Origin of the sequence: Actinomyces sp. oral taxon 170 str. F0386 (assembly GCF_000195595.1) — a bacterium.
In the GTDB taxonomy this organism is placed as follows: domain Bacteria; phylum Actinomycetota; class Actinomycetes; order Actinomycetales; family Actinomycetaceae; genus Actinomyces.
Genome location: NZ_GL882511.1, coordinates 183,718 through 209,322 on the forward strand (window position 1 = coordinate 183,718; position 25,605 = coordinate 209,322).

19 protein-coding genes are annotated in these 25,605 nt (G+C 68.3%); 12 read left to right on the forward strand and 7 right to left on the reverse strand.

What is annotated here, in order from left to right; translation table 11 throughout:
• The first annotated feature begins 56 nt into the window (after positions 1-56).
• Together HMPREF9056_RS01570 and HMPREF9056_RS01575 are read left to right on the forward strand one after the other, a co-directional pair.
• Complete coding sequence (locus HMPREF9056_RS01570) at positions 57-1,361, forward strand: nucleotide sugar dehydrogenase (protein ID WP_009402225.1); 1,305 nt, start codon at positions 57-59, stop codon at positions 1,359-1,361.
• 31 nt (positions 1,362-1,392) lie between these two features.
• Positions 1,393-3,459, forward strand: a complete 2,067-nt coding sequence (locus HMPREF9056_RS01575) for a DUF6541 family protein (RefSeq protein ID WP_009402226.1) — start codon at positions 1,393-1,395, stop codon at positions 3,457-3,459.
• Positions 3,460-3,487: 28 nt separating this feature from the next.
• On the opposite strand, the gene HMPREF9056_RS01580 is transcribed toward HMPREF9056_RS01575, so the two are convergent.
• Genes HMPREF9056_RS01580 through HMPREF9056_RS01585 form a run of 3 tightly spaced genes read right to left on the reverse strand, consistent with a single transcriptional unit; the run spans position 3,488 to position 5,583 of the window.
• Positions 3,488-3,772, reverse strand: a complete 285-nt coding sequence (locus HMPREF9056_RS01580; RefSeq protein ID WP_009402227.1) for a putative quinol monooxygenase — start codon at positions 3,770-3,772, stop codon at positions 3,488-3,490.
• 46 nt (positions 3,773-3,818) lie between these two features.
• Positions 3,819-3,911 carry a toxin-antitoxin system HicB family antitoxin gene (locus HMPREF9056_RS14955; protein ID WP_087942154.1) on the reverse strand — a complete coding sequence of 31 codons (93 nt, stop codon included), beginning with the start codon at positions 3,909-3,911 and terminating at the stop codon, positions 3,819-3,821.
• Positions 3,889-5,583 (reverse strand): DUF6020 family protein, encoded by a 1,695-nt coding sequence (locus HMPREF9056_RS01585; protein ID WP_253269891.1) that lies wholly within the window; start codon positions 5,581-5,583, stop codon positions 3,889-3,891. Before HMPREF9056_RS01585 ends, HMPREF9056_RS14955 begins: the two co-directional genes overlap by 23 nt.
• 189 nt (positions 5,584-5,772) lie before the next feature.
• Between HMPREF9056_RS01585 and HMPREF9056_RS01590 the strand changes: the two genes are divergently transcribed.
• Positions 5,773-6,711, forward strand: a complete 939-nt coding sequence (locus tag HMPREF9056_RS01590) for a glycosyltransferase (RefSeq protein WP_009402229.1) — start codon at positions 5,773-5,775, stop codon at positions 6,709-6,711.
• A gap of 97 nt (positions 6,712-6,808) precedes the next feature.
• Here the strand turns inward: HMPREF9056_RS01590 and rfbB are convergent, their stop codons facing one another.
• Positions 6,809-7,804, reverse strand: coding sequence for a dTDP-glucose 4,6-dehydratase (rfbB, locus tag HMPREF9056_RS01595; RefSeq protein WP_034513300.1), 996 nt, complete (start codon positions 7,802-7,804; stop codon positions 6,809-6,811).
• Positions 7,805-8,226: 422 nt separating this feature from the next.
• Here rfbB and HMPREF9056_RS01600 point away from each other — a divergent pair, with 422 nt between their 5' ends.
• The 8 genes from HMPREF9056_RS01600 (at position 8,227) to HMPREF9056_RS01635 (ending at position 20,722) form a co-directional block, all read left to right on the forward strand.
• Entirely contained in the window at positions 8,227-10,962 is a 2,736-nt protein-coding gene (locus HMPREF9056_RS01600) for an N-acetylmuramoyl-L-alanine amidase (protein WP_009402231.1), read from the forward strand.
• A gap of 271 nt (positions 10,963-11,233) precedes the next feature.
• Positions 11,234-13,276 carry a rhamnan synthesis F family protein gene (locus tag HMPREF9056_RS01605; protein ID WP_157184978.1) on the forward strand — a complete coding sequence of 681 codons (2,043 nt, stop codon included), beginning with the start codon at positions 11,234-11,236 and terminating at the stop codon, positions 13,274-13,276.
• Between the two features lie 69 nt (positions 13,277-13,345).
• Complete coding sequence (locus HMPREF9056_RS01610; RefSeq protein WP_009402233.1) at positions 13,346-14,188, forward strand: NAD(P)-dependent oxidoreductase; 843 nt, start codon at positions 13,346-13,348, stop codon at positions 14,186-14,188.
• 79 nt (positions 14,189-14,267) lie between these two features.
• Entirely contained in the window at positions 14,268-16,178 is a 1,911-nt protein-coding gene (locus tag HMPREF9056_RS01615) for a rhamnan synthesis F family protein (RefSeq protein ID WP_009402234.1), read from the forward strand.
• Complete coding sequence (locus HMPREF9056_RS01620) at positions 16,175-17,281, forward strand: acyltransferase (protein WP_009402235.1); 1,107 nt, start codon at positions 16,175-16,177, stop codon at positions 17,279-17,281. The genes HMPREF9056_RS01615 and HMPREF9056_RS01620 overlap by 4 nt, the downstream gene beginning before the upstream one ends.
• 165 nt (positions 17,282-17,446) lie before the next feature.
• Entirely contained in the window at positions 17,447-18,541 is a 1,095-nt protein-coding gene (locus HMPREF9056_RS01625; RefSeq protein ID WP_034513303.1) for an NAD(P)-dependent oxidoreductase, read from the forward strand.
• Between the two features lie 4 nt (positions 18,542-18,545).
• Positions 18,546-19,412 carry an ABC transporter permease gene (locus HMPREF9056_RS01630; protein ID WP_009402237.1) on the forward strand — a complete coding sequence of 289 codons (867 nt, stop codon included), beginning with the start codon at positions 18,546-18,548 and terminating at the stop codon, positions 19,410-19,412.
• An 8-nt stretch (positions 19,413-19,420) separates the two neighbouring features.
• Positions 19,421-20,722, forward strand: a complete 1,302-nt coding sequence (locus tag HMPREF9056_RS01635) for an ABC transporter ATP-binding protein (RefSeq protein ID WP_087942155.1) — start codon at positions 19,421-19,423, stop codon at positions 20,720-20,722.
• Positions 20,723-20,745: 23 nt separating this feature from the next.
• Here the strand turns inward: HMPREF9056_RS01635 and HMPREF9056_RS01640 are convergent, their stop codons facing one another.
• The 3 genes from HMPREF9056_RS01640 to HMPREF9056_RS01650 all read right to left on the reverse strand — a co-directional run bounded on the left by HMPREF9056_RS01640 (position 20,746) and on the right by HMPREF9056_RS01650 (position 24,154).
• Positions 20,746-21,849: a glycosyltransferase family A protein gene (locus HMPREF9056_RS01640; protein ID WP_034513305.1), complete on the reverse strand. Its 1,104-nt coding sequence runs from the start codon at positions 21,847-21,849 to the stop codon at positions 20,746-20,748.
• A gap of 137 nt (positions 21,850-21,986) precedes the next feature.
• Complete coding sequence (locus tag HMPREF9056_RS01645; RefSeq protein WP_009402240.1) at positions 21,987-23,045, reverse strand: glycosyltransferase family 2 protein; 1,059 nt, start codon at positions 23,043-23,045, stop codon at positions 21,987-21,989.
• Entirely contained in the window at positions 23,042-24,154 is a 1,113-nt protein-coding gene (locus tag HMPREF9056_RS01650; protein WP_034513307.1) for a glycosyltransferase family 1 protein, read from the reverse strand. Before HMPREF9056_RS01650 ends, HMPREF9056_RS01645 begins: the two co-directional genes overlap by 4 nt.
• Positions 24,155-24,315: 161 nt before the next feature.
• Here HMPREF9056_RS01650 and HMPREF9056_RS01655 point away from each other — a divergent pair, with 161 nt between their 5' ends.
• Positions 24,316-25,437 carry a glycosyltransferase family 1 protein gene (locus HMPREF9056_RS01655; RefSeq protein ID WP_009402242.1) on the forward strand — a complete coding sequence of 374 codons (1,122 nt, stop codon included), beginning with the start codon at positions 24,316-24,318 and terminating at the stop codon, positions 25,435-25,437.
• Positions 25,438-25,605 lie beyond the last annotated feature (168 nt).

Genomic DNA, 25,605 nt, shown 5'->3' on the forward strand with positions numbered 1-25,605 from the left:
GAACGAACGAGTATGGTGGACCCGCCACGCCAGAAGCCACGGAAGGACCAACCCGCATGCGCATCGCCGTCGTCGCCCTGGGCAAGATCGGACTGCCCCTGGCTGTCCAGTACGCAGACAAGGGCCACGAGGTCATCGGGGTCGACGTCAACCCCGCCGTCGTTGAGGCCGTCAACGCTGGAACCGAGCCCTTCCCCGGCGAGGCCCACCTGGCCGAGAAGCTCGCCCCGCTGAGCCCCGCCACCGGCAACGGCGCCCTGCGCGCCACCACCGACTACGCCGAGGCGATCCCGGGCGCCGACGCGATCGTGCTCGTCGTGCCGTTGTTCGTCGACGACGCCACCTGGGAGCCGGACTTCGCCTGGATGGATGATGCCACCCGCTCCCTGGCCGCCCACCTGACCCCGAACACCCTCATCTCCTACGAGACCACCCTGCCGGTGGGCACTCTGCGGGGCCGCTTCAAGCCCATGATCGAGGAGATCAGCGGGCTGAAGGAGGGCGCCGACTTCCACCTCGTCTTCAGCCCCGAGCGGGTTCTCACCGGTCGTGTCTTCGCCGACCTGCGCCGTTACCCCAAGCTCGTGGGTGGTCTGGACGAGGCCGGCACCCGAGCCGGCATCGCCTTCTACGAGTCCGTTCTCGACTTCGACGAACGCGATGACCTGCCCCGTCCCAACGGCGTGTGGGACATGGGCATCGCCGAGGCGGCCGAGATGGCCAAGCTCGCCGAGACCACCTACCGCGACGTCAACATCGGCCTGGCCAACCAGTTCGCCGTCTACGCGGACAAGGCGGGCTTCGACATCGAGCGCGTCATCGAGGCCTGCAACTCCCAGCCCTACTCGCACATCCATCGCCCCGGCATCGCGGTGGGTGGGCACTGCATCCCGGTCTACCCGCGCCTGTACCTGTCCACCGACCCCGACGCCTCGGTGGTGCGCACCGCCCGCACCTTCAACGCCACCATGCCCGCCTACGTGGTGGGACGGGCCACCGAGGTCCTCGGCTCGCTGAAGGGTCTGCGTGTCGTCGTCCTGGGCGCCTCCTACCGCGGCAAGGTCAAGGAGACCGCCTTCTCCGGCGTCTTCCCCACCGTGAAGGCTCTGCGCGAGGCCGGTGCCGAGGCTCTTGTCCACGACCCCATGTACACCGACGACGAGCTGGCCGGCTTCGGCTGGACCGCCTACCACCTGGGGGAGCCGGTCGACGTCGCCATCGTCCAGGCAGACCACCCCGAGTACCGCGAGCTCACCCCCGCCGACCTGCCCGGGCTGCGCCTCCTCCTGGACGGTCGCCGCGCCACCGAAGCCGCCAGGTGGGCGGGAGTTCCCCGCCTGACCATCGGCGGAGGCGAGTGATCCGGGAGATGCACTGACCCCGGCGGCAGGCGTGAGCGCGAGCGCGGCGGCGGAGCTGGCCGGTGCCTCCGGCTGGACCCTGGCGGCCGCCACGCTCGTCGTGGCCGGCCTGCTGCTCGTGCCCGGCTGGGTCGTCGGGCGAGCTGCTCGCCTGAGGGCACTGCTGTCACTGGCAGTGGCCCCCGCCATAGGAGCGGCGCTCATTGGGGCCGCGGAGATCCTCGCTCACGCTCTGGCACTGTCCTGGCGCCCCTGGGGATGGGCGGTCATCGCCGCGCTGACCGCGATCGCAGCGCTTCTGGCGCGCCTGGTCGCCGGCCCCGCGTCAGAGCGCGAGCGACGATCAGCGCCGTGGAGCCGGGCCGAGCGGATGATCCTGGCCGGTGGGTTGGCCGTGGCCATTGTCGTGCCGGCCGGTGCGATCCTGTCCGCCCTGCCCGGCCCCGGCTACCCCGCGCAGGCCTTCGACGCGACCTTCCACCTCAATGCGGTGGCGGCCATCCGGGAGGGGGGCAACGCCTCCATGCTGGGAGGCTTGTCCGCCCTCTACTCCGGTCGCGCCGTCTACTACCCCACGGTCTGGCACGGGGCCCTGGCACTGGCTCCGGGCGGCCCGGTCCCAGTCAGTACCGCTGGGGCCCTGAGTCTGACCACGGTGGTCTGGCCGCTGAGTCTCCTGGGCCTGCTCGCCCGGGTCACCGGCCTCGACGCCGCCTGCGAGTCGGAGGCGGAGGGCGCCGGCCGGCGGCAACGGGTCTGCGCGGTCGCCGCGGTGCTGGCGCTCAGCGCCGGGGTCGTGGGTTTCCCCATGCTGCTCACGACGTCCCTGACGGTATGGCCCTACACCCTGAGCGTCCTGGGGCTTCCCGGTGTTCTCGTGCTCTACGACCTGCTGCGCCGGGGAACCGGTTCGTGGCGTCCTCACCTGGCACGGATACTCCTCACCCTGGCCGCGGCCGGTGGCGTGGTGGCCGCGCACGGCACCGGCCTGTTCAACCTCGCCGTCCTGCCCCTGCCCTTCCTAGTGGACGCAGCCGCCTCCCTGTGGCGCCGCAGCACAGGCAGCCGGGGCGGCCGGGCCCTCCTTACGACTGGAGCGGTCGCGGTCGTGCTGGTGCTGGGCACGGGAGCCTGGCTCATGCGCGGCTCCCTGGCCTCCGTCCTGGGCTATCAGCGTCCCGCCGGGGGAGTGGCCAGCGCCGCGGCAACCCTGGGGCAGGCGCTCATCGACCTGCCGATGTACGGGGCGGTCCCGGGTGCCACCGTGCCCATCGGGATCGTGATCGGCCTGCTCACCCTGGCAGCGGCGTGGTCGGCACATGCGCGACGGGAGCATCGTCCCTGGCTCGTCATGTGGATGCTGGTGCTGCTCCTGCTGGTTCTGGTGGGCGGCCCCCAGTGGGCCGGCCGGCAGCTCGGCTCCCCCTGGTACCTGCAGAAGGCCCGGATCCTTCCGCTCGCCATCCTGCCGGCCTTGATCCTCGTGGCGCAGGCGGGCGCCGGACAGCCCGGGCAGCGACTGTGGGCGACGCTGCGCCGGACGGCCTCACGGGTCGGCGGGGCGCGGCCGGGGAGGACGGCTACCGCCATGCTGGTAGCGCTCGTGCTCCTGCCGGTGGCGGCGCGGGTCCCCTTGGAGCGCAATCTCGTCGCCTCCGTCTACGACCCGCAGCGCATCCAGTACGGGACGCTCCTGACCGAGGACGCCATGAGGTTGATTCAACGGTCTCGTGGCACGTTGCCCGACGACGCCGTCGTCCTGGGTGCGCCGTCGCGAGGAGCCACCTACTGGTGGTCCCTGGGCGGGGTGCACGTGGTCTACCCGACGCGCGCCGGAGCCGATGAGGACACGCCGGAAGACGCCCTGGCCTCCGTCTGGCCCACCCTGGGACAGGAGGGCTCTGAGGTCTGCACGCTCCTCAACCGGCTGGGCGTCAGGTACTTCTACAGCAGCTCGGACGCCACGGCGTCGGGCTCAGAGACGGGATCAGCCCCCCTGCGCTGGGACTCCGCCCTGACTCAGGTCCCCGCCGAGGGGCTCGAGCTCGTCGACTCCGAGGGCAGCGCCTCCCTGTGGCGCATCACGGCCTGCGGCTGATACGGCTGACGGTCCCAGGCCCCCGTACTCAGGCCTCGATGTACTGGACCACTGACGGTGGTTCGGCGGCGAGGCCCACCATCCGGGGCACCAGGGTCGTGAAGTGCGCCGAGGCGTTGTGGGACTCGATCGCGGCGTCGTCGCGCCACACCTCGAGCACGACGAAGGAGGCCGCATCGTCCCGGGCCACGCACAGGTCGTAGGCGATATTGCCCTCCTCCGCCCGCGAGCCCTCAACGAGCTCACCGGCGAGTGCGCGGAACTCCTCGACGGCGTCGGGGCGGACATGGAACGTGGCGACGATGCGGATCACGGGAATCTCCTCACAGGGGTGATAGCGGATGGTTCACGAGGGTGCTTCAGGAGGCTGTGGCCAGCTTTCGTACGACATACTGATTCAAGCTGATGGACTGTTCTGCTGCCTCCATATCAAGATGTGAGCTGTCCTTCATGGGGTGGGGGCACTGGTTCCCAGGTGGCGCGGTCGGTGCCCAGCAGGACGGCGAGCCCGATCGGCACCACCATGATGATGGGCTCCATGTAGCGGAACGGCGTGACCGTGGGGGCCGCGATCATGAGCGTCGCCCACAGCAGGACCATGGGGGTGTAGATCGCCACCCACTCGCGCCGCCCGGCGTAGACGAACCCCACCACGCTCAGCACCAGCGCCCACATCCAGGTCCCCTGACCTGGCGTGGCCTCCATGCCCCGCGCGGCGGCGCCCCCCACCGGCCGCAGCAGCCGGGGAAGGAGCGAGTGGTTGACGACGCCTGCCCGGGCGTAGGCACGGATCAGCCGGTCCCGATCGGCCGGGTAGTTCGAGACCGCAGTCACGAAGCGGGACTGCCCGTCGGTGCGGATCGGATCGGCGTCGAAGCGCCACAGGTTGGCGGTCTGTACCAGGAATCCGGTGACGAAGGGTCTGGGGCAGGCCACCAGTGCCCGCCCCCAGGCGGACAGGAACTGGCCACGATGTGCATCGAGGTAGGCGGTGTTGAAGGACTTGTCGTCCTTGACCGGGTCGACGCTGTTGGGCCGGTAGACCTGCCTCCAGACCCCGGGCTCCAGGACGGTGTCGAAGACCTGCCGGCTGGCCGGCGGCAGGCACTCGGCGTCGTGGACCAGGGTGTAACCGACCATCTGCAGCGGGATCCCCAGCGCCTCCTCGGCGTGCGATGCCTGCGCCGTCGTAGCCGGTGGAATGACAATGAGCACCAGGGCGACGGCGCTCACCGCCACCGCCCGGCGCAGGTGCACCCGCGACCACCACACCACCAGAGCGAGGACCACCAGAACCACCGGCAGGGCATTGTTGCGCATGAGCGCGAAGCCCGCCAGGACCGCCACGACCACCGCCGTGCCGCGTCGGCTCAGCAGCACCTTCCCGGCACTGGAACGCACCACCAGCAGCACCGGGATGAGCAGGGTGGCGAAGAGGGAGAAGGCCGCGTCCTTGACCACGGCGAAGGAGTAGTCGGCCACCAGCGGCATGAGCGTGCAGTAGGCGATGAAGACCCCGGTCATGCGGCGTGAGGCGCCCTTGCGGTCCAGAAAGATCGTGACGGCACTTACGCACGTGGCCCACAGCAGCATCTGCCCCACTGACAGCAGCACGACGCCGGCCAGATCGCCCCCGACCAGTCGCCCCAGACGGAACAGGCCCCCGATCGTCAGGGTGTAGGTGATGGGGTGCTGTGCCCCGGCACCGGTCGGGTTGCGCAGGATCCAGGCCGTGTCGTTCATCGAGGCCATCGGCCACAGGTGCGCGTACACGAAGGTCCAACACACCAGCGGCACCAGGAAGGCCGTCAGCGCCAGACGACGACGGCTCGACCTCCCGTCCCCCGGCCGCTCGTCGGTGCTCTGGGACCTGCGAGACCGACGTCGTGCGGCCAGGTCGACCAGTGCCAGGAAGCCCCAGCACACAGCGCCGCTGAGAACCAGTGCCGCCAGGAGCCGCACTGGAGTGAAGGACCCCTTAACGAGGGTCCCGGTTCCCGGCTGGGTCCGGCCCACCACCTGCGAGGCGGCGTCCACGGCCGCGAAGGCGATCGCGAAGAGTACTGACGCCACCGCCCGCCGACGACGAGTCCTCCCTCCCACCGGGTCCTGACGCAGGCCCACAGAACCTTCGCAATGGTTGGATCGAGAGGGGGAGAGCCAGGTCGGCAGAGGCAGGGGCACGGGCGTTGTTCTCCAGTCCGGGGACGCATGACAAGCGCATGAGCACCCGCGTCACCAGCACAATCACCGGCCTGGGAGCGGGTGCCGCTAGAATAGCGCCTGCTCGGCTCCCGTCCTGATTGGAACCAGGTGGATCTTTCCAGCCTCGACATCGCAGCGATCGTCCCGTGCTACAACGAGGAGGGTGCGATCGGGAAGGTCGTCACCGACCTCCTGACGGCCGTCCCCACGATGCGCGTCTACGTCTACGACAACCTCTCCACCGACCGCACCGCCGAGGTCGCGGCCGCCGCCGGCGCCATCGTCCGTCGCGAGGAGCGCAAGGGCAAGGGCAACGTGGTCCGCCGGGCCTTCGCCGACGTCGAGGCCGACGTCTACGTCATGATCGACGGCGACGACACCTACGACGCCGCGGCCCTGCCCTCCATGATCGCGACCCTCCTGAAGGGCCCTTACGATCATGTGCTGGGCGTTCGCCGCGACGTGCAGGAGAAGAGCTCCTACCGGCCCGGGCACGAGGCCGGCAACAAGGCCTTCAACCGCCTGACCTCCCGGGTCTTCGGCACCCACGTCACCGACATGCTCTCCGGCTACCGAGTCTTCTCCCGCCGGTTCGTCAAGTCCTTCCCCGCTATGAGCCGCGAGTTCGAGATCGAGACCGAGCTGACGGTCCACGCCGCCACCCTGCGTGTGCCCCAGATCGAGGTCCCGGTCGGCTTCAAGGAGCGCGCCGCCGGTACGGAGTCCAAGCTCAACACCTTCTCCGACGGCTTCAAGATCCTGGGCCTCATCGCCAGGCTCGTGCGCGACGAGCGCCCGATCCTCTTCTACGGCACCCTCGGCTTCCTCACCTGGGTGGTCGCCGTCGTCCTGGGGATCCCGATCGTATGGCACTTCCTGGAGTTCGGAAACGTCCCGCGCTTCCCCACCCTCTTCCTGAGTATCGGCCTGGTGACCATGGGCTTCCTATGGATGATGCTCGGGGTCATTCAGTCGGGGCTGCGTCGCTCGCGGGCCAACACCGCTCGCCTGGCCTATCTCGCCTATCCGGCCGTCTCACGTCCGTAGCGGCGAGCCGCCCGAGTGCCCGGACGGGCATCGGTGAGACGACTGTGGGGTCCCCGTGACCCGGGGACCCCACACAAGAACGAGCTACTGAGCAGTATTACTGCCCCTGAGCGGCGTACTTGGCCTCGACCTCGGCCTTGAGCGGACGCCACCAGGCCTCGTTGCCCCGGTACCAGTCGATGGTGGCCTGCAGACCGGAGCGGAAGTCGGTGAACCGCGGCGCCCAGCCGAGTTCCTCGACCAGCTTGGAGTTGTCGATGGCGTAGCGCATGTCGTGGCCGGGGCGGTCAGCGACGTGCTCGTAGTCGTCGGGCTCGTGGCCCATGAGCTCCAGGATCAGCTCGACGACCTCCTTGTTGTTCTTCTCGCCGTTGGCGCCGATGAGGTAGGTCTCGCCGATGCGGCCCTTCTCGATGATGTCCCACACGGCGTCGTTGTGGTCCAGGACGTGGATCCAGTCGCGCACGTTCTCGCCGGCACCGTAGAGCTTGGGGCGCACGCCGTCGATGAGGTTGGTGATCTGGCGGGGGATGAACTTCTCGATGTGCTGGTAGGGCCCGTAGTTGTTCGAGCAGTTGGAGATCGTGGCCTCCACGCCGAAGGAGCGCACCCAGGCACGCACGAGCAGGTCGCTCCCGGCTTTGGACGAGGAGTAGGGGGAGGAGGGGTTGTAGGGCGTCGTCGGCTCGAACTTGGCCGGGTCGTCCAGCTCCAGGTCTCCGTAGACCTCGTCGGTGGAGATGTGGTGGAAGCGCGTCTTGTGGCGGCGCGCCGCCTCCAGGAGGGTGAAGGTGCCCACGAGGTTGGTCTGGATGAAGGGGGAGGGGTCGCGCAGCGAGTTATCGTTGTGGGACTCGGCCGCGAAGTGAACGACGACGTCGGACTGCGCCACGAGCGGGTCGACGACGTCGGCGTCGGCGATGTCCCCGACGACGAGGTTGACGCGGTCGTCGAGGTCCGCCAGTGAGCCCTTGTTACCGGCGTAGGTGAGCTTGTCCAGGACAGTGACGCTGGCGTCGGGGTGGCGCACCAGGGTCTGGTGGACGAAGTTGGCGCCGATGAAGCCGGCGCCTCCGGTGATGAGGACGTGCATAGAACTCGCTCCGATAGATGGGAACTGTGGGCGGTGGTGGGCGCCCGTCATGGCCGACGCCATCATGCCACAGGAGCGCGCGGGAACCCACGGGCGCCTCTGGGGCGCCTCCGCCCCGCTGCTCGAGTTCCCCGGGCTGATGTCGTCTGCGGCGGCGAGATCAGATTGCAATGGTCGAGTGGGTGACGTGGCGAAACCTTGTTCCCTCAAGAAAAGGTGGCGAGTGGGTGTCCGGCGGGCCGGTTCGTGGGTGGAAATGCGTCAGTTGCCGTCACGTGCGCTCCAAAACTATCAGTAAACTATCATTAATCTCTCGGAAATCGCTCAGGAATTAAATTTCGTGCCTCTCGAGGGAGCGGCGTCGTCGGTTCCGATGGTGAGGCCTGACTGACGCCAGTCGGTATCACCTCCAAAGGACCCGTATGAACGTCCCTCGTGCTCTTGGCCGCATCGCCACTCGCGGCGGCCATCGCCTCAGTGGTCATCTCAGTGGTCGTGCCGGTGGTCGCAGTGCTCGCGCACTCGCGTATCGGGCCACCGGACTCATCGCCCTGACTCCACTCCTTCTGTCAAGCCTGGCCTCTACGGCCGTTGCCGCGCCTGGCGCCGGCGACTCCGGTGGCCAGACCGACGGACCCACCCCAGTCCAGATCCTCGACCTGACCACCTCCAGCGGGCAGGCCACCGAGGTCGCTCAGTCTGGGCTCGACGACGCCCGGACCTCCACGGGCTCGGACTCCGGCGGTGGGACGGGGGCTGAGACGTCTGCGACTGGCGCGACCGGCTCCGTGCGCCACACCGTCGCTCAGGCGGCGGATACGGCCCACGTACGGAGCCCCCTGATCCTGCCAGTAGCCACTGACCCACAGGCGGACGCCACTCTTCTGACCGATCCGCTCGAGGTCGACCGCTTCCTCGTGGCCGGCTTCACCTGGACCGGTGGCCCGGACCTCCCCGAGGGCGTGCGCATCTACCTGCGCGTGAGGGAGAACGGCACCTGGTCGCCCTGGTACCTCAACGAGGCGGCCGATGCCGGTCGTGACGACCGCACCACCTCCGGCACGGGGGAGTTCGTCACCGGTGGGGCCGACGCGATCCAGGCCTCCGTCGTCGGCGGTTCCTTGCCCGTCGGGCTCAAGCTGGCCCTCGTGCCCTCCCGGCCTCAGGGGAAGCGGGTTCTCGACGCCGACGAGCTCAAGACCACCGAGGCCGCACCGACCCCCGTCATCGAGGACGCCGTCGCACAACCCCAGGCCGGCCGGTCCGGGGCGTTGGAGAGTCCCGCGGAGCTGACCGGCCAGTCGGTGTCGGCGGTGACGACGCGGTTGATCACACCCGCGAGCTTCTCGACGGCGGAGACGGCCGCCCGGCCTGCAAGCACTGTGCCAGCCGCTCTGCCGGTCGCGACGAGTGCCAACGGCCTGCCGGTGCCGGTCACTACGAGAGCCGAGTGGGGCGCCAACGCCTCCTACATGAGCTGGGACCCCGACTACGCGAGCGCCGGCCACGTCGTCGTCCACCACACCGCCGGTACCAACAACTACTCCGCCGGACAGTCCGCCTCCATCGTGCGGGGCATCTACTACTATCACGCGGTCACCCTGGACTGGGGCGACATCGGCTACAACTTCCTCATCGACAAGTACGGCACCGTCTTCGAAGGACGCTCCGGCTCTGTGGCTGCGCCCGCCGGCAGGATGAGCGTCGGGGCGCACGCCCGTGGCGTCAACACCGGAACCATGGGCCTGTCCATGATGGGCGACTACAGCAGCATCAGCCCCTCGGACGCCCAGCTGAGCTCGGTAGGCAAGATGGCCGGATGGTTCCTCAAGCGAGCCGGCATCATGGACGCCAACGGCTGGGCAGGCCTGCACGTGTGGACCACCGAGCGATACCAGGCCGGCTCCACCATCTCGATGCCTCGTATCCTGGCGCACCGCGACGTCGGCTACACCTCCTGCCCCGGAGATGTCGGCTACTCCAGGCTCGGCACCATCCGCACCATCGCCCAGCAGCAGATCAGCGGCTCCGGCGGTTGGAAGGCGGAGTCGGGCTCCTGGTACTACCTAAGGCCAGACGGCGCCAAGGCCACCGGGTGGGTGGCTGATGCCGGCAGCTGGTACTACCTCGATGCCTCCCGGGGCGGTGCCATGACGACCGGCTGGCTACGCGAGAGCAGCAGCTGGTACTACCTGAGGCCCGACGGCGCCATGGCCACCGGCTGGGTGCGAGGCCCCGGAGGATGGTTCTACCTCGATGGCAGCAGGGGTGGGGCGATGGCGACCGGCTGGGTCAGTGACGGTGGCTCCTGGTACTACCTGAACTCGGACGGAGCCCTGGCGACGGGGTGGGTGGCTGATGCCGGCAGCTGGTACTACCTCGACGGCTCCCGGGGTGGGGCGATGGCGACCGGCTGGGTCAGTGACGGTGGCTCCTGGTACTACCTGAACTCGGACGGAGCCCTGGCGACGGGGTGGGTGGCTGATGCCGGCAGCTGGTACTACCTCGATGCCTCCCAGGGTGGAACCATGGTCACCGGTCGCGCCAAGATCGAGGGCCGCTGGTCCACCTTCGCCGCCGGGGGCGCCTGGCAGGGCTACGAGGGCCTCCATCCGGTGATGGCTGCGCCCACCTCGAGCAGGGATCAGGTCATCACCACGATGGTCTCCACCTACAACAGCTCGGGTCACGCCTATCCGTCCGCGGCTCTGTCCAGGGGCGGAGCCGCCACGGCTCAGAGCTTCTTCACCACCCTCTACGACGAGGCGGTGGCCGAGGGCGTCAGCCCCGAGCTGCTCTTCGCCCAGGTGATGAAGGAGACCGCCTGGCTCCAGTTCGGAGGCGATGTCACGATCGGGCAGTTCAACTTCGGCGGGCTGGGAGCCACCGGCGGGGGAGCGGCGGGCGCCTCCTTCCCGAGTGTCCAGATCGGGCTGCGCGCCCAGGTCCAGCACCTACGGGCCTACGCCGACTCGAGTGCAACGCCCCAGGCGCTCTCCCACTCGCTGGTCGACCCCCGCTTCACCTACGTGCGCAAGGGATCCGCTGTCTATGTGGAGCACCTGGGCATTCAGGAGAACCCTCAGCGCACCGGCTGGGCCACCGCCCGCAGCTACGGCAACGACCTGGCGTCCATGATCGATCGCTACTTCGGCTGAACGAGTCGTTCCGACGGCGTGGACCCTGAGCGGATTCAGACGGGGGCGGGCTCCCTCATGGGGAGCCCGCCCCCGCTTCCTGCCCGTTCGACTCGGCGTGTACGGGGCTTGGCGTGAGACACTGACCGCAACCGTCGTACAGATCGGCATCTAGACCAGTGTTGACTCGAAACACCAGCGTTTCTCATAACGCCAGCGTTTCCCCGTTACGTCAGTGCTCACTCGTTCTGATCTTGCCCGCTCTGACCAGCTCTTCCAGGGGAGGATCCACGTGACCCGAGGAAACCGCGGAATCATCTACTTCCACTTCGATCCTCACGATCGCGTCCGCGACTACGTCACCCGTGCCCTGGCATCTCTGCGCCCCCACGCCGACCACATCCTGGTGGTCTCGAACTCGTCCATCGCCGACGCCGACCGGGAGCGGCTGGAAGCCTCATGCGACGAGGTCGTCCAGCGCCCCAACGAGGGGCTCGACGTCGGCGCCTACCGCGCAGGACTGGAGCACCTCGGTTGGGACCGGCTCGCCGACTTCGACGAGCTCATCCTGACCAACCACACCTACTACGCCCCCGTACGCCCCTGGGAGGAGGTTCTCACCCGCTCCGAGGACTGGCACGACATCTCCTTCTGGGGCATGACCGAGCATGATGTCATGCACCCCCACCCCTTCCTGGCCAGGCGCGAGCTGCCCCGCCACATCCAGTCCCACTGGGTCGCCGTGCGCCGCAAGCTCCTGACGGACCCCGCCTTCCGTGCCTACTGGGAGCAGATGCCGCCGGTCTCCTCCTACCGCGACTCCATCCAGTGGCACGAGTCTCGTTTCACCGGCCACTTCGCCGACCTCGGCCACACCTACGAGGTCGCCTTCCCCGTGGACCGCTACCGCTCGGACAACCCGGCCATCGAGGAGGCTCCGGCGCTCCTGGCGGACGGCTGCCCCCTGCTCAAGCGCCGGGCCTTCTTCCACGACCCGCTCCACCAGGACCGTCAGGGCGTCGTCGGCGGGGAGTTGTTGGCCAGCGCCGCGCAGGCGGGTTACTGCGAGGACCTCATCCTGTCCGACGTCGTCCATACCGCGGCCGCTCGCGACCTCATCGTCAACGCCGGACTCACCGAGATCATCCCCGAGACCGCTCCTACCCCCACCGGGGCGCAGCCGCAGGTGCCGGCTCCCTCGGGCTGCGTCGTCGTCCACGTCCCTGCCGGGAGAGAGGGGATCGAGCGTGCCGAGGCGGATGACCTCGCCGAGCGCCTGGCGAGCCTGCCGGAGCACTGGCGGGTGGTCGTCACCTCTCCCTCGGAGCTGAACGCTGCCGACCTGGAGCGCGTCACCGGGCGCCGCACCACCTTCCGCAAGGTTCGCGACCTCGATCCGCGCGGCACCATCGCCTTCCTCACCGAGTGCGACGACCTGTGGGACCCCGCTCATGCAGGCGACGTCGGCGCCTCTGACGGCGGTGACGGCACCGACACCACCGATACTGCTGAGGTCGACCGAGTCGACCTGGTCCTCACGATCAGTGCTGGACCCCTGTCCGGCTCCTCGGAGCGTGCGGACGACGTCGCCCGCCGCCAGGTCCTCGACTGCCTGCTCGCCTCACCGGGCTACGTGGCCGGACTCCTCGACCTCTTCGGGCGCCACCCCAGCCTCGGTGTGGTCATGCCCGCCGCCTGCCACATCGGCCAGCCGTACGTCGGGCCGCAGTGGGACGGACTGGTCGGCGCCGCCGATGCCCTCTCACGCCGGCTCGGTCTGACGGCCGCCTTGGATGAGATCGCCCCGGTAGCGCCGGTCGGCTCCATGTTCCTGGCCCGCCCCGAGGCGCTGCGCACGCTGAGTGAAGGCGCCAAAGAGCTCGTACGGCTGACCGAGCAGGCGGCCCCCAGCACTGAGCGGTCGGTGGAGCGCCTGCGGCGGGCCCGTGCAGCTGAGGTTCTCGAGCTGCTGACCGTCTACGCGGCCATGTCCAACGGCTACCACCCTCGTGAGGTCCTCACCCCAACCTGGGCCGGGCGGCTCTACGGCTCCCTGGCCTACAAGCAGCAGGCCGTCACCGCCGATCTGCCGGCCTACACCGACGAGCAGGTCAGGTTCCTTCGGGCCCGTTTCGGTCCCGAGGCGGGCCTCGGGCCGCGAGTGCGATCCTACGTGGACGTGCACCACCCGGAGGCGGCCGATGCGCTTAAACCCGCCTACCGCTACGTGACCGGCGGGGCGAAGAACGTCACCGACGGTGTCAAGGGCGCGGCGAGGTCCCTCAGCGGACGCCTGCGTCCCCGGCACCCCGTGCGACCCGACTCTGACTCGTGATGAGCCTCCCGCCCATCCACGTCCTCTCCATCGCTTCGCATGACTCCCCTCCTGTTAGGATCTTGAACCATGGCAAAGACTGTTCTCGTCACCGGAGCCGGTGGCTACATCGGCCGCCACGTCGTCACCGCCCTGCTGGAGCGGGGTCTGATTGTCAAGGCCCTCGACCTGCGACTCGACGGCGTCGATGACCGAGCGGAGAAGGTCTCCCTGAACCTCTTCTCCGGAGATGCCAACATCTACGATCAGATGGGGCGCCCCGACGTCGTCCTGCACATGGCATGGCGCGACGGCTTCAAGCACGCCTCCCACGCCCACCTGGACGACCTGGCCAAGCACTACCACCTCATCGAGAACCTCTACGCGGGCGGTCTCAAGCAGCTCGCCGTCATGGGGACCATGCACGAGGTCGGTTACTGGGAGGGCGCCATCGACGAGAACTCGCCCTGCAATCCCGCCTCCCTCTACGGCATCGCCAAGAACGCCCTGCGCGAGGCCACCTTCCTGTCCGCCCGAGCGCACGACGCCGTCGCCCAGTGGATCCGCGCCTACTACATCGTCGGCGACGACAAGTTCGGCAACTCGATCTTCTCCAAGCTCCTGGCCGCAGCGGAGGAGGGACGCACCACCTTCCCCTTCACCACCGGCAAGAACCGCTACGACTTCATCTCGGTGGACGGCCTGGGTGAGCAGATCGCCGCGATCGTTGACCAGACCGAGGTCGACGGCATCATCAACGCCTGTACCGGCGAGCCCATGACCCTGGCCGAGCGCGTCGAGGCCTACATCCGGGACAACGACCTTGGCATCACCCTGGAGTACGGTGCCTTCCCGGATCGTCCCTACGACTCGCCCGGCGTGTGGGGCGATCCGACGAGGATCCGCCGTATCCTCGCCTCAAGCGCGAGTTGACGCGCCCTGAGAAAACGCATTCCTCTGCTCTTTCTTCTGCCGCGGTGAGCGGCCCGAAACACTGCCCAGAAGGGACGACATGGCAACGCTTGGCGAGGACCCGACGCGACTCGGCATCTTCTTCTTCTTCGATGCCCAGGGCATCGTGGACTCCTACGTGGAGACCCTGCTCGCCGATATGGTGAAGAACCTCTCCGAGCTGGTCATCGTCGTCAACGGCGAGCTGACGGCCAAGAGCTACGCCAAGTTGAGCGTCTTCACGGACAACATCATCCTGCGGGAGAACAAGGGGCTGGATGTCTGGGCCTACAAGACGGGCCTGGACTCCTACGGCTGGAAGAAGCTCGCCGAGTTCGACGAGGTCGTCCTGTTCAACGCCACCATCATGGGGCCGGTCTACCCCTTCGAGGAGATGTTCACCGAGATGGCCGGCCGGAACATCGATTTCTGGGGCATCACCTGGTTCCACGAGGTCGCTTACGACCCCTTCGGCTATGCCCTCGAGGGCTACTTGCCCCGACACCTCCAGTCCCACTTCCACGCCTACCGTCGCTCCTTGGTGACCTCCAAGGCCTTCCAGGACTATTGGGACGAGATGCCGGAGATCAACGGCTACGAGCAGTCGGTGGGTCTGCACGAGGTGCCCTTCACCCAACGCTTCGAGCGCCTCGGCTTCACCTCCGACGTCTACGTCAACACCGAGGACATGGAGGGCTACACCTTCTGCCCGATCCTCTTCGCCCCGGTCGAGGTCATCCGGGACAAGCGCTGCCCGATCTTCAAGCGCCGCTCCTTCTTCCGCCCCTACGACGACGTCCTCAACCAGTCCGTGGGCGAGTCCAGTATCGAGCTCTACGCCTACCTGCGCGACCACACGGACTTCGACACGAACCTCATCTGGGACAACGCCCTGCGCTCGATGAACATGGCGGACCTGGTGAAGAATCTCCAGCTCACCTACGTCCTGCCCACGCAGGCGGTCGTCCGCGAGCCCAAGAAGCAGAAGATCGCCCTCATCGCGCATCTGTACTACATGGATCTGGTCGAGCCCACGTTGAAGTACATCCGCAACATGCCCGAGGGCATCGACATCTTCTTGAGCACCTCCAGCCCGGAGAAGGTGGAGCAGGTCGAGGCTGCCTGCAAGGGGCTGCCCTACAACATCGAGGTGCGCCTCGTGGAGAACCGGGGGCGCGACGTCGGCCCCTTCCTCGTGGCGTGGAAGGACGTCGTCCACGACTACGACGTCGTGTGCTACACGCACGACAAGAAGGTCACTCAGCTCTACCCGTATTCGGTGGGTGACGGATTCGCCTACAAGTGCTTCGAGAACCTGCTTCCCACGCGAGACTTCGTCAAGAACGTCATCGCCACCTTCGACGCCGAGCCGCGTCTGGGCTTCCTGGCTCCCACGCCCCCGAACCACGCCGACTACTTCCCGGTCTTCACCTACGGATGGGGCCCCAACTTCGACCGTACCAAGGCGCTTCTGCGCGAACTGGGACTCGATGTTCCTCTTGACCCGACCAAGGAGCCCATCGCTCCGCTGGGATCCATGTTCTGGTTCCGTCCCCAGGCCCTCAAGCCGCTGTTCGACCACGACTGGCAGTGGGAGGAGTTCCCACCCGAGCCCTGCCCCATCGACGGTACGCTCATGCACGCCATCGAGCGGTCACACGGCTACGTCGCCCAGGGATCGGGCTACTTCTGCGGCTGGCTCTTCTCCGACTCCTTCGCCCGCATCGAGCTGACGAACCTGTCCTTCTACGTGCGCGACCTGACCTCCGCCGTCGGTGACCGCTTCGGTAGGGGCTCGGAGATGCAGATGGTGGGGATGGTCCGGGACAATCGGACGACTCAGCAGCGGGTCAAGGACGGCGCCAAGGAGCAGATCAAGGGGGTCAAGAGACGAGTGGGACCGTGGGTGCCGGCTCCACTCAAGGAGCCGTTGAAGACCGTCTACCGCAAGGCTCGAGGGATCGTGAGATGAGTGAGGCAGCAGTACCGGTGGCCGCGCAGCCGGCGGCACCCGCGCGCAAGAGGACCAGGATCTTCTACCTGGACCTCATTCGGGCCCTGGCCACCCTGCTCATCGTCCTCACCCACTTCAACTTTCATCTCAAGGACCACGGAGGCGGATACGTCCTGACCTTCCAGCCCTTCGGCATCTACGTGGGTGCCCTGGGCGTCTCCCTGTTCCTCATCATCTCCGGTGCCGCCCTGACCCTCACCTATCGGCGGCCGATCAACCTCAAGCGCTTCTACTGGAAACGCTTCCTCAACATCTACCCGATGTTCTGGACCGCCTGGGTTCTGGGGACGCTCTACTACTTCCTCATCTTCAACGGGCGACCGCCCAATGCCGGCCCGGCGAAGTCCTTCATCTTCACGTTGCTGGGAGTCGACGGTCTCGTCTCGGCCTTCGGCTGGCCCACGATGTACCTGCTGGGTGAGTGGTTCCTCGGATTCATCCTCCTGTACTACGTCGTGTTCCCGCTGCTGCTGTGGGCCATTGACCGATTCCCGGTCATCACCGGCGTCGTGCTCCTGGCCGCCTACGCCGCCACGGTGCTCATCATGCAGCGCTACTTCCCGGGCTACCCCTCGGCCATGGTCCTCACCACCAGGCTTCCCGAGCTGGCCTTCGGAAGCTACTTCGTCCTCTACGTCCGTCGGGTGCACTGGGCCACCGTCATTCCTGCGGCAGCGGTCCTGGCCGTCTCCGCGATGCTCCCCGAGAAGATCCCCGAGGACGTGGGCACCACGATCGTGGGCATCTCGGCCTTCCTCATCCTCGTGGTCGTAGGCCGCTACGTGGCGATCCAGCCCGTACGGGCCCTCGTCAGCCTCATCGCCAAGTACTCGTACCCGATCTTCCTCGTCCACCACGTGGTGATCCTGCTGGTCATTCAGAAGGTCGACGTCTACGGCTTCTACCCCATTCAGCGCTACATGCTGCTGGCCGCCGAGTGCGTCATCATCTTCGCCCTGTCAGTGGCGCTGGTGAAGGTCGCTGATATTGTCGTCGCCTTCGTCACCAAGGCCTTCAAAGGCATGAGCTGGCGCCCCGAGGTGTCCGAGGCTGAGCGCTGAGAGCCGCCGGCGGCCGCTGAGAGTGGCGTGCAACCCGTCGGCGTGTCGAAGGCAACGGCATCTGCCGGCACGATCCGCCATAGCAGCGCTGAGAATAGTAGTGAGGTCGCGGTGTGCTCCGTGCGCGCCCCGTTGGCCCGACTCGACTACCCAAGGGAGACCCTCGTGACCCGTACCTGCCTTGTCACAGGTGGTGCCGGATTCATCGGCTGCGCCATCTCGCGCGACCTGGCGGACGCCTTCGACCGCGTCGTGGCCTTGGACAACATGCACCCGCAGATCCACCCGTCCCAGGGACGCCCCTCCGAGCTCGACGAGCGCGTGGAGCTGCACCGACTGGACGTGTCGGTGGCGGAGGACTGGGACCGTGCTCTGGCCGAGGTCGCTCCTGACGTCATCGTGCACCTGGCCGCCGAGACCGGCACCGGTCAGTCCCTCACCGAGGCCTCCCGCCACGCGAGCGTCAACGTCGTCGGTACCACCCAGATGCTCGACGCCCTCGTGCGCCACGAGATCCGCCCGGACAAGATCGTCCTGGCCTCCTCCCGAGCCGTATACGGCGAGGGGCAGTGGGTCGATCACGAGGGCCGCCCCTCCTACCCCGGTCAGCGCACGCACGCGATGCTCGAGGCCGGGCAGTGGGACTTCGAGGGCCTGACCCCCTCGGTCCAGTCCTCCACCGCGGTCAAGGCCTCCCCGGCCAACGTCTACGCCGCCACCAAGTACTGCCAGGAGAACCTCGTGACCTCCTGGTGCGGCTCCTTCGGTGTCACCCCGGTGCTCTACCGGCTCCAGAACGTCTACGGCCCCGGCCAATCCCTCATCAACCCCTACACTGGCATCGTCTCCCTCTTCGCCCGCCTGGCCAAGGCCGGCCGGTCCATCCCGGTCTACGAGGACGGCCGGATCGTGCGCGACTTCGTCTTCATCGACGACGTCGCCTCCGCCATCGTGGCCGGTGCCCTGCACTCACCTGCCGCCGTCGACCCCTATGACATCGGCCTGGGCGAGCGCACGACCATCATGCAGATCGCCCAGGCCATCGCCGAGCGCTACGGGGCCCCTGCCCCGCACGTGACCGGTCAGTTCCGCGACGGTGACGTCCGCGCCGCCTGGGCGGACACCACCCGCGCCCGCCAGGCGCTGAGCTGGAAGCCCCTGGTCGGCGTCACCGAGGGCATCAACCGCCTGTGCGACTGGATCGATGCCCAGGAGGAGACAGTTCTGACCGCGCCCACCGACACCGCGACGGAGGTGTGAACCCATGCAGCTCTCTCGACTTCTCCGCTCGGAGGACGCCCGCCAGACACTGGACCTCACTCTGCGCCTGACCCAGCGCTCAGTCTCCTCGGAGTTCAAGGGCACGACGCTGGGGCGCCTGTGGTCCTTCATCAATCCTCTGGCCACGATCGCCATCTTCGCCCTCATCTTCGGTGTCGTCTTCCGCGGCGGTGTGGCACCGGGCCGCAACTCCGGGATCGACTCCTTCGCGCTGTGGATCGGCATCGGGGTGCTCAGCTGGACCTTCTTCTCCAGCGGCATCATGTCCTCCATGAACGCCCTCGTGTCCAACTCGGGGCTGCTCACGAAGGTCTACTTCCCCCGCCAGGTCCTCATCTACTCCGCGGTGCTGTCCCTGGCCGTGGACTTCGCCTTCGAGCTGCTCGTGCTCATTATCATCGCCATGATCATGGGCGGCCCCGGGGTCCTCCTCATGATCCCGGCGCTGCTCGTCGTCACCCTGCTGGCGGGCATGTTCGCCGTCGGGCTGGGCCTCATCCTGTCCATCGCCACCGTCTACTTCCGGGACCTGGGCCACCTGTGGCAGATCTTCAACCAGATCTGGATGTACGCCTCCGGCGTCGTCTTCTCCCTCACCATGCTCGACGACGTCCAGAACCGCCTCTTCGACGCCGGCTGGCAGATCAACGGAGCGCCGATCCCCATCACGACGATCGCCCGGCTCAACCCCGCCGAGACCTACCTCGAGGCCTTCCGGTCCTGCCTGTACGACTTCGCCCTGCCGTCGCTGCCCGTCTCACTGGCCTGTCTGGGGTGGGCGGTCGTCATGCTCACGCTGGGCCTGGTCTTCTTCCGCCGGCACTCGGCGAGCATCGTTGAGGAGCTCTGACAATCAAGATGACTGCATCAACCGGATCGTCCGCATCATCACTCGCCTCGGCGGCGCGGGGTGCCGCGGCCGCGCCCTCGACGGCGCCGGCCGTGCGCATCGAGGACGTCTCCAAGCGCTTCAGGATCTACCACCACCGCAACCAGTCCCTCAAAGGCGCCCTTCTGCAGCGCAGCCGCGGCGTCTACGAGGACTTCTGGGCGCTCAAGGACATCACCTTCGACATCCCCGAGGGCAGGACCTTCGGACTCATGGGGCACAACGGCTCGGGCAAGTCCACCCTGCTCAAGTGCATCGCCAAGATCCTGGCCCCCAACACCGGCTCCATCACCGCCCGCGGGCGCATGGCCGCCATGCTGGAGGTCGGATCCGGCTTCCACCCCGAGCTCTCCGGGCGGGAGAACATCTTCCTCAACGGCGCCATCCTGGGGATGAGTCGTAAGGAGATCGAGGCCAAGTTCGACGACATCGTCGACTTCTCCGGGGTCGGGGAGTTCATCGACCAGCCGGTGAAGAACTATTCCTCGGGCATGTACGTGCGCCTGGGCTTCTCCGTGTCCATCCACGTCGAGCCGGAGATCCTCCTGGTTGACGAGGTCCTGGCCGTCGGTGACATGGAGTTCCAGGAACGCTGCATGGACAAGTTCGCCGAGTTCCGCGAGGACGGCCGCACCGTCGTCGTCGTCTCCCACGGCCTGGAGCAGATGCGCACCTTCTGCGACGAGGTCGCCTGGCTCGATCACGGCCGGCTCAAGGAGGTCGGACCGGCCCCCGAGGTCATTGACAAGTATTCCGACCTCACCCATGGCGCCAAGAAGGTCAAGGACGGTATCGGCACCCGCTTCGGCAGCGGTGAGGCCCAGATCAGCCGTATCGAGCTGCTCGACCGCTCGGGCAGGTCGGTCAGCTCCATGCGCACCGGGGACGAGGCCACGATCCGCCTGCACTACCGCTGCGAGGAGACAATCGAGAAGCCTGTCTTCGGCTGCTCCATCGATACCCGAGAGGGCATCTTCGTCTGGGGACTGCACGGCCTTGACAACGGTTTCCAGCCCGAGCAGATCGAGCCGGGCGAGGGGAGCGTGGACATCTCCATCCCCGCCATGATGCTGCGTCCGGGCGCCTACCTCATCTCCGGGTCCATCCAGCCCTGGCAGCTCTCCAGCGTCATCGATGCCTACCAGAAGGCCACCGCCTTCGACATCACCCCGGGGCCGCGCATGGAGTCCGGGGGCCTGGTGGCCCTGGGCGCCCACTACGAGCGCATCACCCCGCCGCGCCCCATGGTTGAAGTCACCAAGGAGGACTGAGGCCCGGCGGGGCGGGCTGCTGCTCAGCCCCGCCGAATCCTCTTGACCCCTTGGGCCACGGTGCGGAAGAAGGGCTTGACCGTGGCCTCGAGGTGGTCGATCTTCGCCTTGGTCTCATGGATCTGAAGCAGGACGTGACGGATCGATCCGTGCAGGTCGCCAATGGTGAAGCGCAGGGAGTGCATGGCCTCATGGAGCTGCGCGATGGACTGGGCCAGGTACGCGTTCTGGTGGTCCAGCTTCTCCTCGTGCAGGCGCAGGCGCTCCTCGAGCCGGTGGTAGTACTCGGCCGAGACGAGCATGAGACCTAGGTTCTCCGGATCGGCCGGGCCGTTCTGGAGGGAGCCGGTGCCCGTCTCATCAAGGGACCGGCGTGCGTAACGGTCCCGGATGGCAAGGTTGTCGGTGCGGTGGTGGACGGCGTCGACCACGACGGAGTTGCCCACTGACTCGTCGGTGGAGTCGCGGTGGTGCCAGTGCGCCAGCGGCTCGCCGTCGATGAAGCCGACCGGGGAGGTCGCCAGCAGGCGGAGGTTGAAGTCCCAGTCGGCCTGGGTCAGCAGGTTGCCGTCCCAGTGGCCGATGCGGTCGGCCACCTCGCGGCGAATGAGCTGGGAGATCGGCGGCACGTAGTTGGCCACCATCGTGTCGATGAGGGTCCAGCTCTCTCTGTCCGGTGCCAGGATCCCCCGGTTGACCTCGGTCAGGCCCTCCTCCGAGACCGTCTCGGAGATCAGGTCGCAGCGCGTCGCCACAGCACCGTGGCCCGGGTGCTCATCGAGGTGGGCCACGCAAGCGGCCAGGAAGCCGGGCTCCCAGGAGTCGTCGTCGTCATGGATGGCGAAGAACTCGCAGGAGGAGGCTGCCAGTCCGTCCTCCAGGGCGGCCTCACGCCCGTGGGAGGTCTCGTTGGTGACCACCGTGGTGCGTTCCCGCAGCCACTCGGGGGCGCTCTCCAGAGCGCTCTTCACCGGCCCGGTGCTCCCGGCGTCGTTGACGATGACGAGCTCAAGGTCCTGGAAGGACTGCGCCCCGACCGACTGGACCGCCCGCTTGAGCATCAGGGGACGGTTACGGGTACGGGTCACTACCGTGACTCGCGGGGCTCGTGCGGCTTGTCCAGCCATCTTCTGGGGTCCTCCTCGATCCGGTCATCGGCACATGACGTGTCTGATACCGCCGCCGAAGGGCTTGGGCCTCCGGCTACGTCTCAGTTCTGTAACTCTAGCGGGTAGGGCGCCATCGGCGCAGTCGGGCGCCGGGATCAGCGGCGCCTCAAGGGCTTCGTGCGTCCTGACGGCCCACCTGAGCGGCGGCGCAGCTCGCCCGGCAGCCCGGCGAGCGCCTGTGCGAGCCCGGTCATCACCGGGCCCCGCCGTGGACCACGCAGGCCGCGCACCAGTGTGCGGGCCAGCGCCTGCACCACGACGCGGGCCGGACTGTGGGCGGCCGCCACCAGGATCCGGTTGCGGGCGTTGACCCGGATGAACATCGGCGAACCGGTGCCCGAGGAGGAGGCGTGCTCATGGCGCACCACCGCCTCGCGTACGTAGACGACCCTCCATCCGTGCTCGCGCAGGCGCCAGGAGAGGTCCGTGTCCTCGTAGTACATGAACAGGTCCTCGCGGAAACCGCCCAGGGCCTGCCACGCCTCACGCCGAATCGCGCAGGCGCCCCCGCACAGGCCGAAGACCTCGCTGGGCGAGTGCTCCTGCTCGGCCGGCACCAGCCAGTCGCGGTCGTAGCCGTTGCCGGAGGCGTCCACGAGGTTGCCCGTGGAGTTGACCAGGACCTCGCCCTCCCCGCGGGCAGCGGCCTCATCGCTCACCCTCACCCACCTGCCGGTGCCCGGCGAGAGCAGTGCCTGCTGGCCGGGCGCAGCCGGGGCCCAGCGGCCGGCCAGCAGGATCCGCGCCGTCGCCGCCGCCGGAGCGCAGTCCGACGTCGCCCGTGCAGAGTCCCTCTGGGCGGAGGAGATCGGTGTGGTCGGTGGGGTGCTCAAGGGCGCCAGGATCGCCTCCAGGAAACCGGGCTCGGCCGCCGCGTCGTTGTTGAGCAGGACGAGGACGTCCTCGATCATGCCCCGTGCCCCGAGGTTGACGCCGGCCCCGAAGCCCAGGTTCTCACTCGACTGGACCACCGTCAGGCCGGCCTGGCGCAGGCGCTCGGCCGAGTCGTCCCCGGAGGCGTTGTCCACGACGACGAGTGCGTCCTCGCTCTCCAGCTGCTGCGTGATGGAGCGGGCCGCCCGGATCGTCAGCTCGGGCCGGCGCCAGTTGACGATGACGACGCGAGCGGTGGGGCGGCGCGCGGGCCGAGTCACACCGCACCCCCGATGAGGGCGTGGTAGACCTCCGTGTGCGCAGCCGCGCAGGCGTCCCAGGTGAAGGTCCGGGAACGCTCGCGGCCCGCCCGGGCCAGCTCGTCGTGGGCCGGACCGACCGCCTCGGCGAGACGGTCGGCGATCTCGCGCGGCGAGGCGGGGTCGGCCAGCAGGCCGGCATCCCCGGTCACCTCGGCCATGCAGGTTCCGGCGCTGGTGACCACCGGGGCGCCGTAGGCCATGGCCTCCAGGACCGGCAGGCCGAAGCCCTCCCAGATGGAGGGGAAGCAGAAGGCGCGTGCGCCGCTGTAGGCGGCCGCCAGCTCGTCGTCGTCGAGCCTGCCGGTGACGTGGACCCGATCACCCAGGCGTGTCAGCAGCTCGCGCTCGACGGCGTCGTCGCCCCACCCGGCCGGACCGACCAGGACCAGGTCGAGGTCGCCGGCGTCGTCGTGCTCGTCGATGAGGAGGACGAAGGCCCGCAGCAGCCCCAGCAGGTTCTTGCGCGGTTCACGCGTGCCCGTCCACAGGACGTAGTCGCGTGCGAGGCCGCGGGTGGCTCGGAAGCTCTCGACCTGCTCGTCGGTGACGGCGCGGGTGCGGACCCCGTGCGGGATGACGTAGAGGCGGGCGGCGTCGATCCCCGCCGCGATGCAGTCGTCGGCCGTGGCCTGGGAGGGGACGATGATCGCGCTCGCCTCGGTGGTGACGCGTTCAAGCGAGCGGCTGAAGTAGGCGTTGCCGCGGGGCGTGAAGTGCTCCGGCGCGCGCAGGAAGGCCAGGTCGTGCACGGTGACGGCCAGAGGAAGCGAGGTGGCGGGCAGGGCCCAGGTAGTGGCGTGGATGAGCTGGGCGCCGGGCAGGATGGACTCGGCGCGCGGCAGTCCCAGGCGGTTCCAGGACTCGTACAGGGCGGTGCGCGGCAGGTGGGAGGAGCGCATCGGCATCGAAGGCAGCCCCACCTCTCGGGGCGAGGGGGCCGCCTGGTGGCGGGCAGTGATCCCGGCCACGGGCACTTGCCTGGCACGCAGGGCCTTGGCCAGCTCGACGATGTAGGTGCCCGAGCCGCCCGGGACGGGCTGCCACAGCTGCTCCACCACCATGCCCACCCGCGGTCCTCGGGGCCGGGCGGGGCGGCGGGAGTCGTTGGTGCTCGACGATGCGGTGCGAGAGGCGGGGGAGAGGGCCGGGGAGTGCGCCGGGCGGGAGTGATCTGCGCTCATGCGCTCAGAGTACGGGGTGGCCGCGCGCGGCGCGGTAGCCTGCCTCCATGAAGGTTCTTCTCGATGCGACGGCGATCCCGGCAGATCTCGGAGGCGTGGGGCGTTATGTCGACGACTTGGTGCCCGAGCTCATCGCCTCCGGCGTCAACCTGGCCATGGTCGTCCAGCAGCGGGACGTGGCGCACTTCTCCGCCAAGGTGCCCCGCGCCCACCTCTTCCCGGTCTCGGAGTCCATGGAGTCGCGCGGTGCCCGCCTGGCCTGGGAGCAGACCGGGCTGCCGGCCCTCATCCACCGGATCCGCCCCGACGTCCTGCACTCGCCCCACTACACCTTCCCGGCCCTGCACCAGGTGCCCGTAGTCGTCACTCTCCACGACGCCACCTTCTTCTCCCACCCCCAGGCCCACTCTCCCCTCAAGCAGAAGTTCTTCACCCGCGCCATCCGTCGGGCCGTGCGCGGGGCCGACTCGCTCGTCGTTCCCTCCCAGGCCACTCGCGACGAGACCATCACCTATGTCGGCGGCGACCCCGAGCGCTTCCACGTCGCCTACCACGGCGTGGACACCTCCGTCTTCCACCCGGTCGACGACGCCGAGCGGGCCCGTGTGGCCGCCTCCCTCGGCCTGGAGGGCAAGCGCTACATCGGCTTCCTGGGGACCCTGGAGCCCCGCAAGAACGTCCCCAACCTGGTGCGTGCCTGGGTCAGCGTCTTCCGCGACTCCGACGACGCCCCGGCCCTGGTCCTGGCCGGTGGGCCCGGCTGGGACGCCGACATCGAGCCGGCTCTGGCCGAGGTTCCCCCGCACCTGACCGTCCTGCGGCCCGGCTACCTGCCCCTGGAGGACCTGTCCGGATTCCTGTCGGGCTGCGAGATCCTGGCCTACCCCTCCATCGGTGAGGGCTTCGGTCTGCCGGTGCTCGAGGCCATGGCCTGCGGGGCCGCTGTGCTCACCACCCGTGAGCTGAGCCTGCCGGAGGTCGGGGGGGACGCCGTCGCCTACTGCGGATCCGACGCCCAGGCCATCGCCCGGGGCCTCGTGCTGCTCGACGCCGACCCCGAACGGCGCCGCGCCCTGGGGGCCGCCGCCGCCGAGCGGGCCGACGAGTTCACCTGGAAGGCCTCCGCCCAGGCGCACATCGAGGCCTACCGCGCCGCTATGGCACAGTGAGGTCCTCGAGGGTTTTGACGGTCGATATCGGTAAACTCGGTCCTGGCGTCGCTGGGTGGCTGTCGCGGCGACGTCGCTGACGGTGTCGTTTCCCCAGTCGACACCGTGCGTGACAGGCAATGATCCGTACATGATCGGATGGAGACGTATGGAAACGTCGCATGGCGA

Bases quoted from the DNA above. Each gene is read 5' to 3' on its own strand.
- HMPREF9056_RS01570 (WP_009402225.1), top strand. From the start codon at position 57: ATGCGCATCGCCGTCGTCGCCCTGGGCAAGATCGGACTGCCCCTGGCT.
- HMPREF9056_RS14955 (WP_087942154.1), bottom strand. From the start codon at position 3,911: ATGAAGGACAGCTCACATCTTGATATGGAGGCAGCAGAACAGTCCATC.
- rfbB (WP_034513300.1), bottom strand. From the start codon at position 7,804: ATGCACGTCCTCATCACCGGAGGCGCCGGCTTCATCGGCGCCAACTTC.
- HMPREF9056_RS01600 (WP_009402231.1), top strand. From the start codon at position 8,227: ATGAACGTCCCTCGTGCTCTTGGCCGCATCGCCACTCGCGGCGGCCAT.
- HMPREF9056_RS01610 (WP_009402233.1), top strand. From the start codon at position 13,346: ATGGCAAAGACTGTTCTCGTCACCGGAGCCGGTGGCTACATCGGCCGC.
- HMPREF9056_RS01615 (WP_009402234.1), top strand. From the start codon at position 14,268: ATGGCAACGCTTGGCGAGGACCCGACGCGACTCGGCATCTTCTTCTTC.
- HMPREF9056_RS01620 (WP_009402235.1), top strand. From the start codon at position 16,175: ATGAGTGAGGCAGCAGTACCGGTGGCCGCGCAGCCGGCGGCACCCGCG.
- HMPREF9056_RS01630 (WP_009402237.1), top strand. From the start codon at position 18,546: ATGCAGCTCTCTCGACTTCTCCGCTCGGAGGACGCCCGCCAGACACTG.
- HMPREF9056_RS01635 (WP_087942155.1), top strand. From the start codon at position 19,421: ATGACTGCATCAACCGGATCGTCCGCATCATCACTCGCCTCGGCGGCG.
- HMPREF9056_RS01640 (WP_034513305.1), bottom strand. From the start codon at position 21,849: ATGGCTGGACAAGCCGCACGAGCCCCGCGAGTCACGGTAGTGACCCGT.
- HMPREF9056_RS01655 (WP_009402242.1), top strand. From the start codon at position 24,316: ATGAAGGTTCTTCTCGATGCGACGGCGATCCCGGCAGATCTCGGAGGC.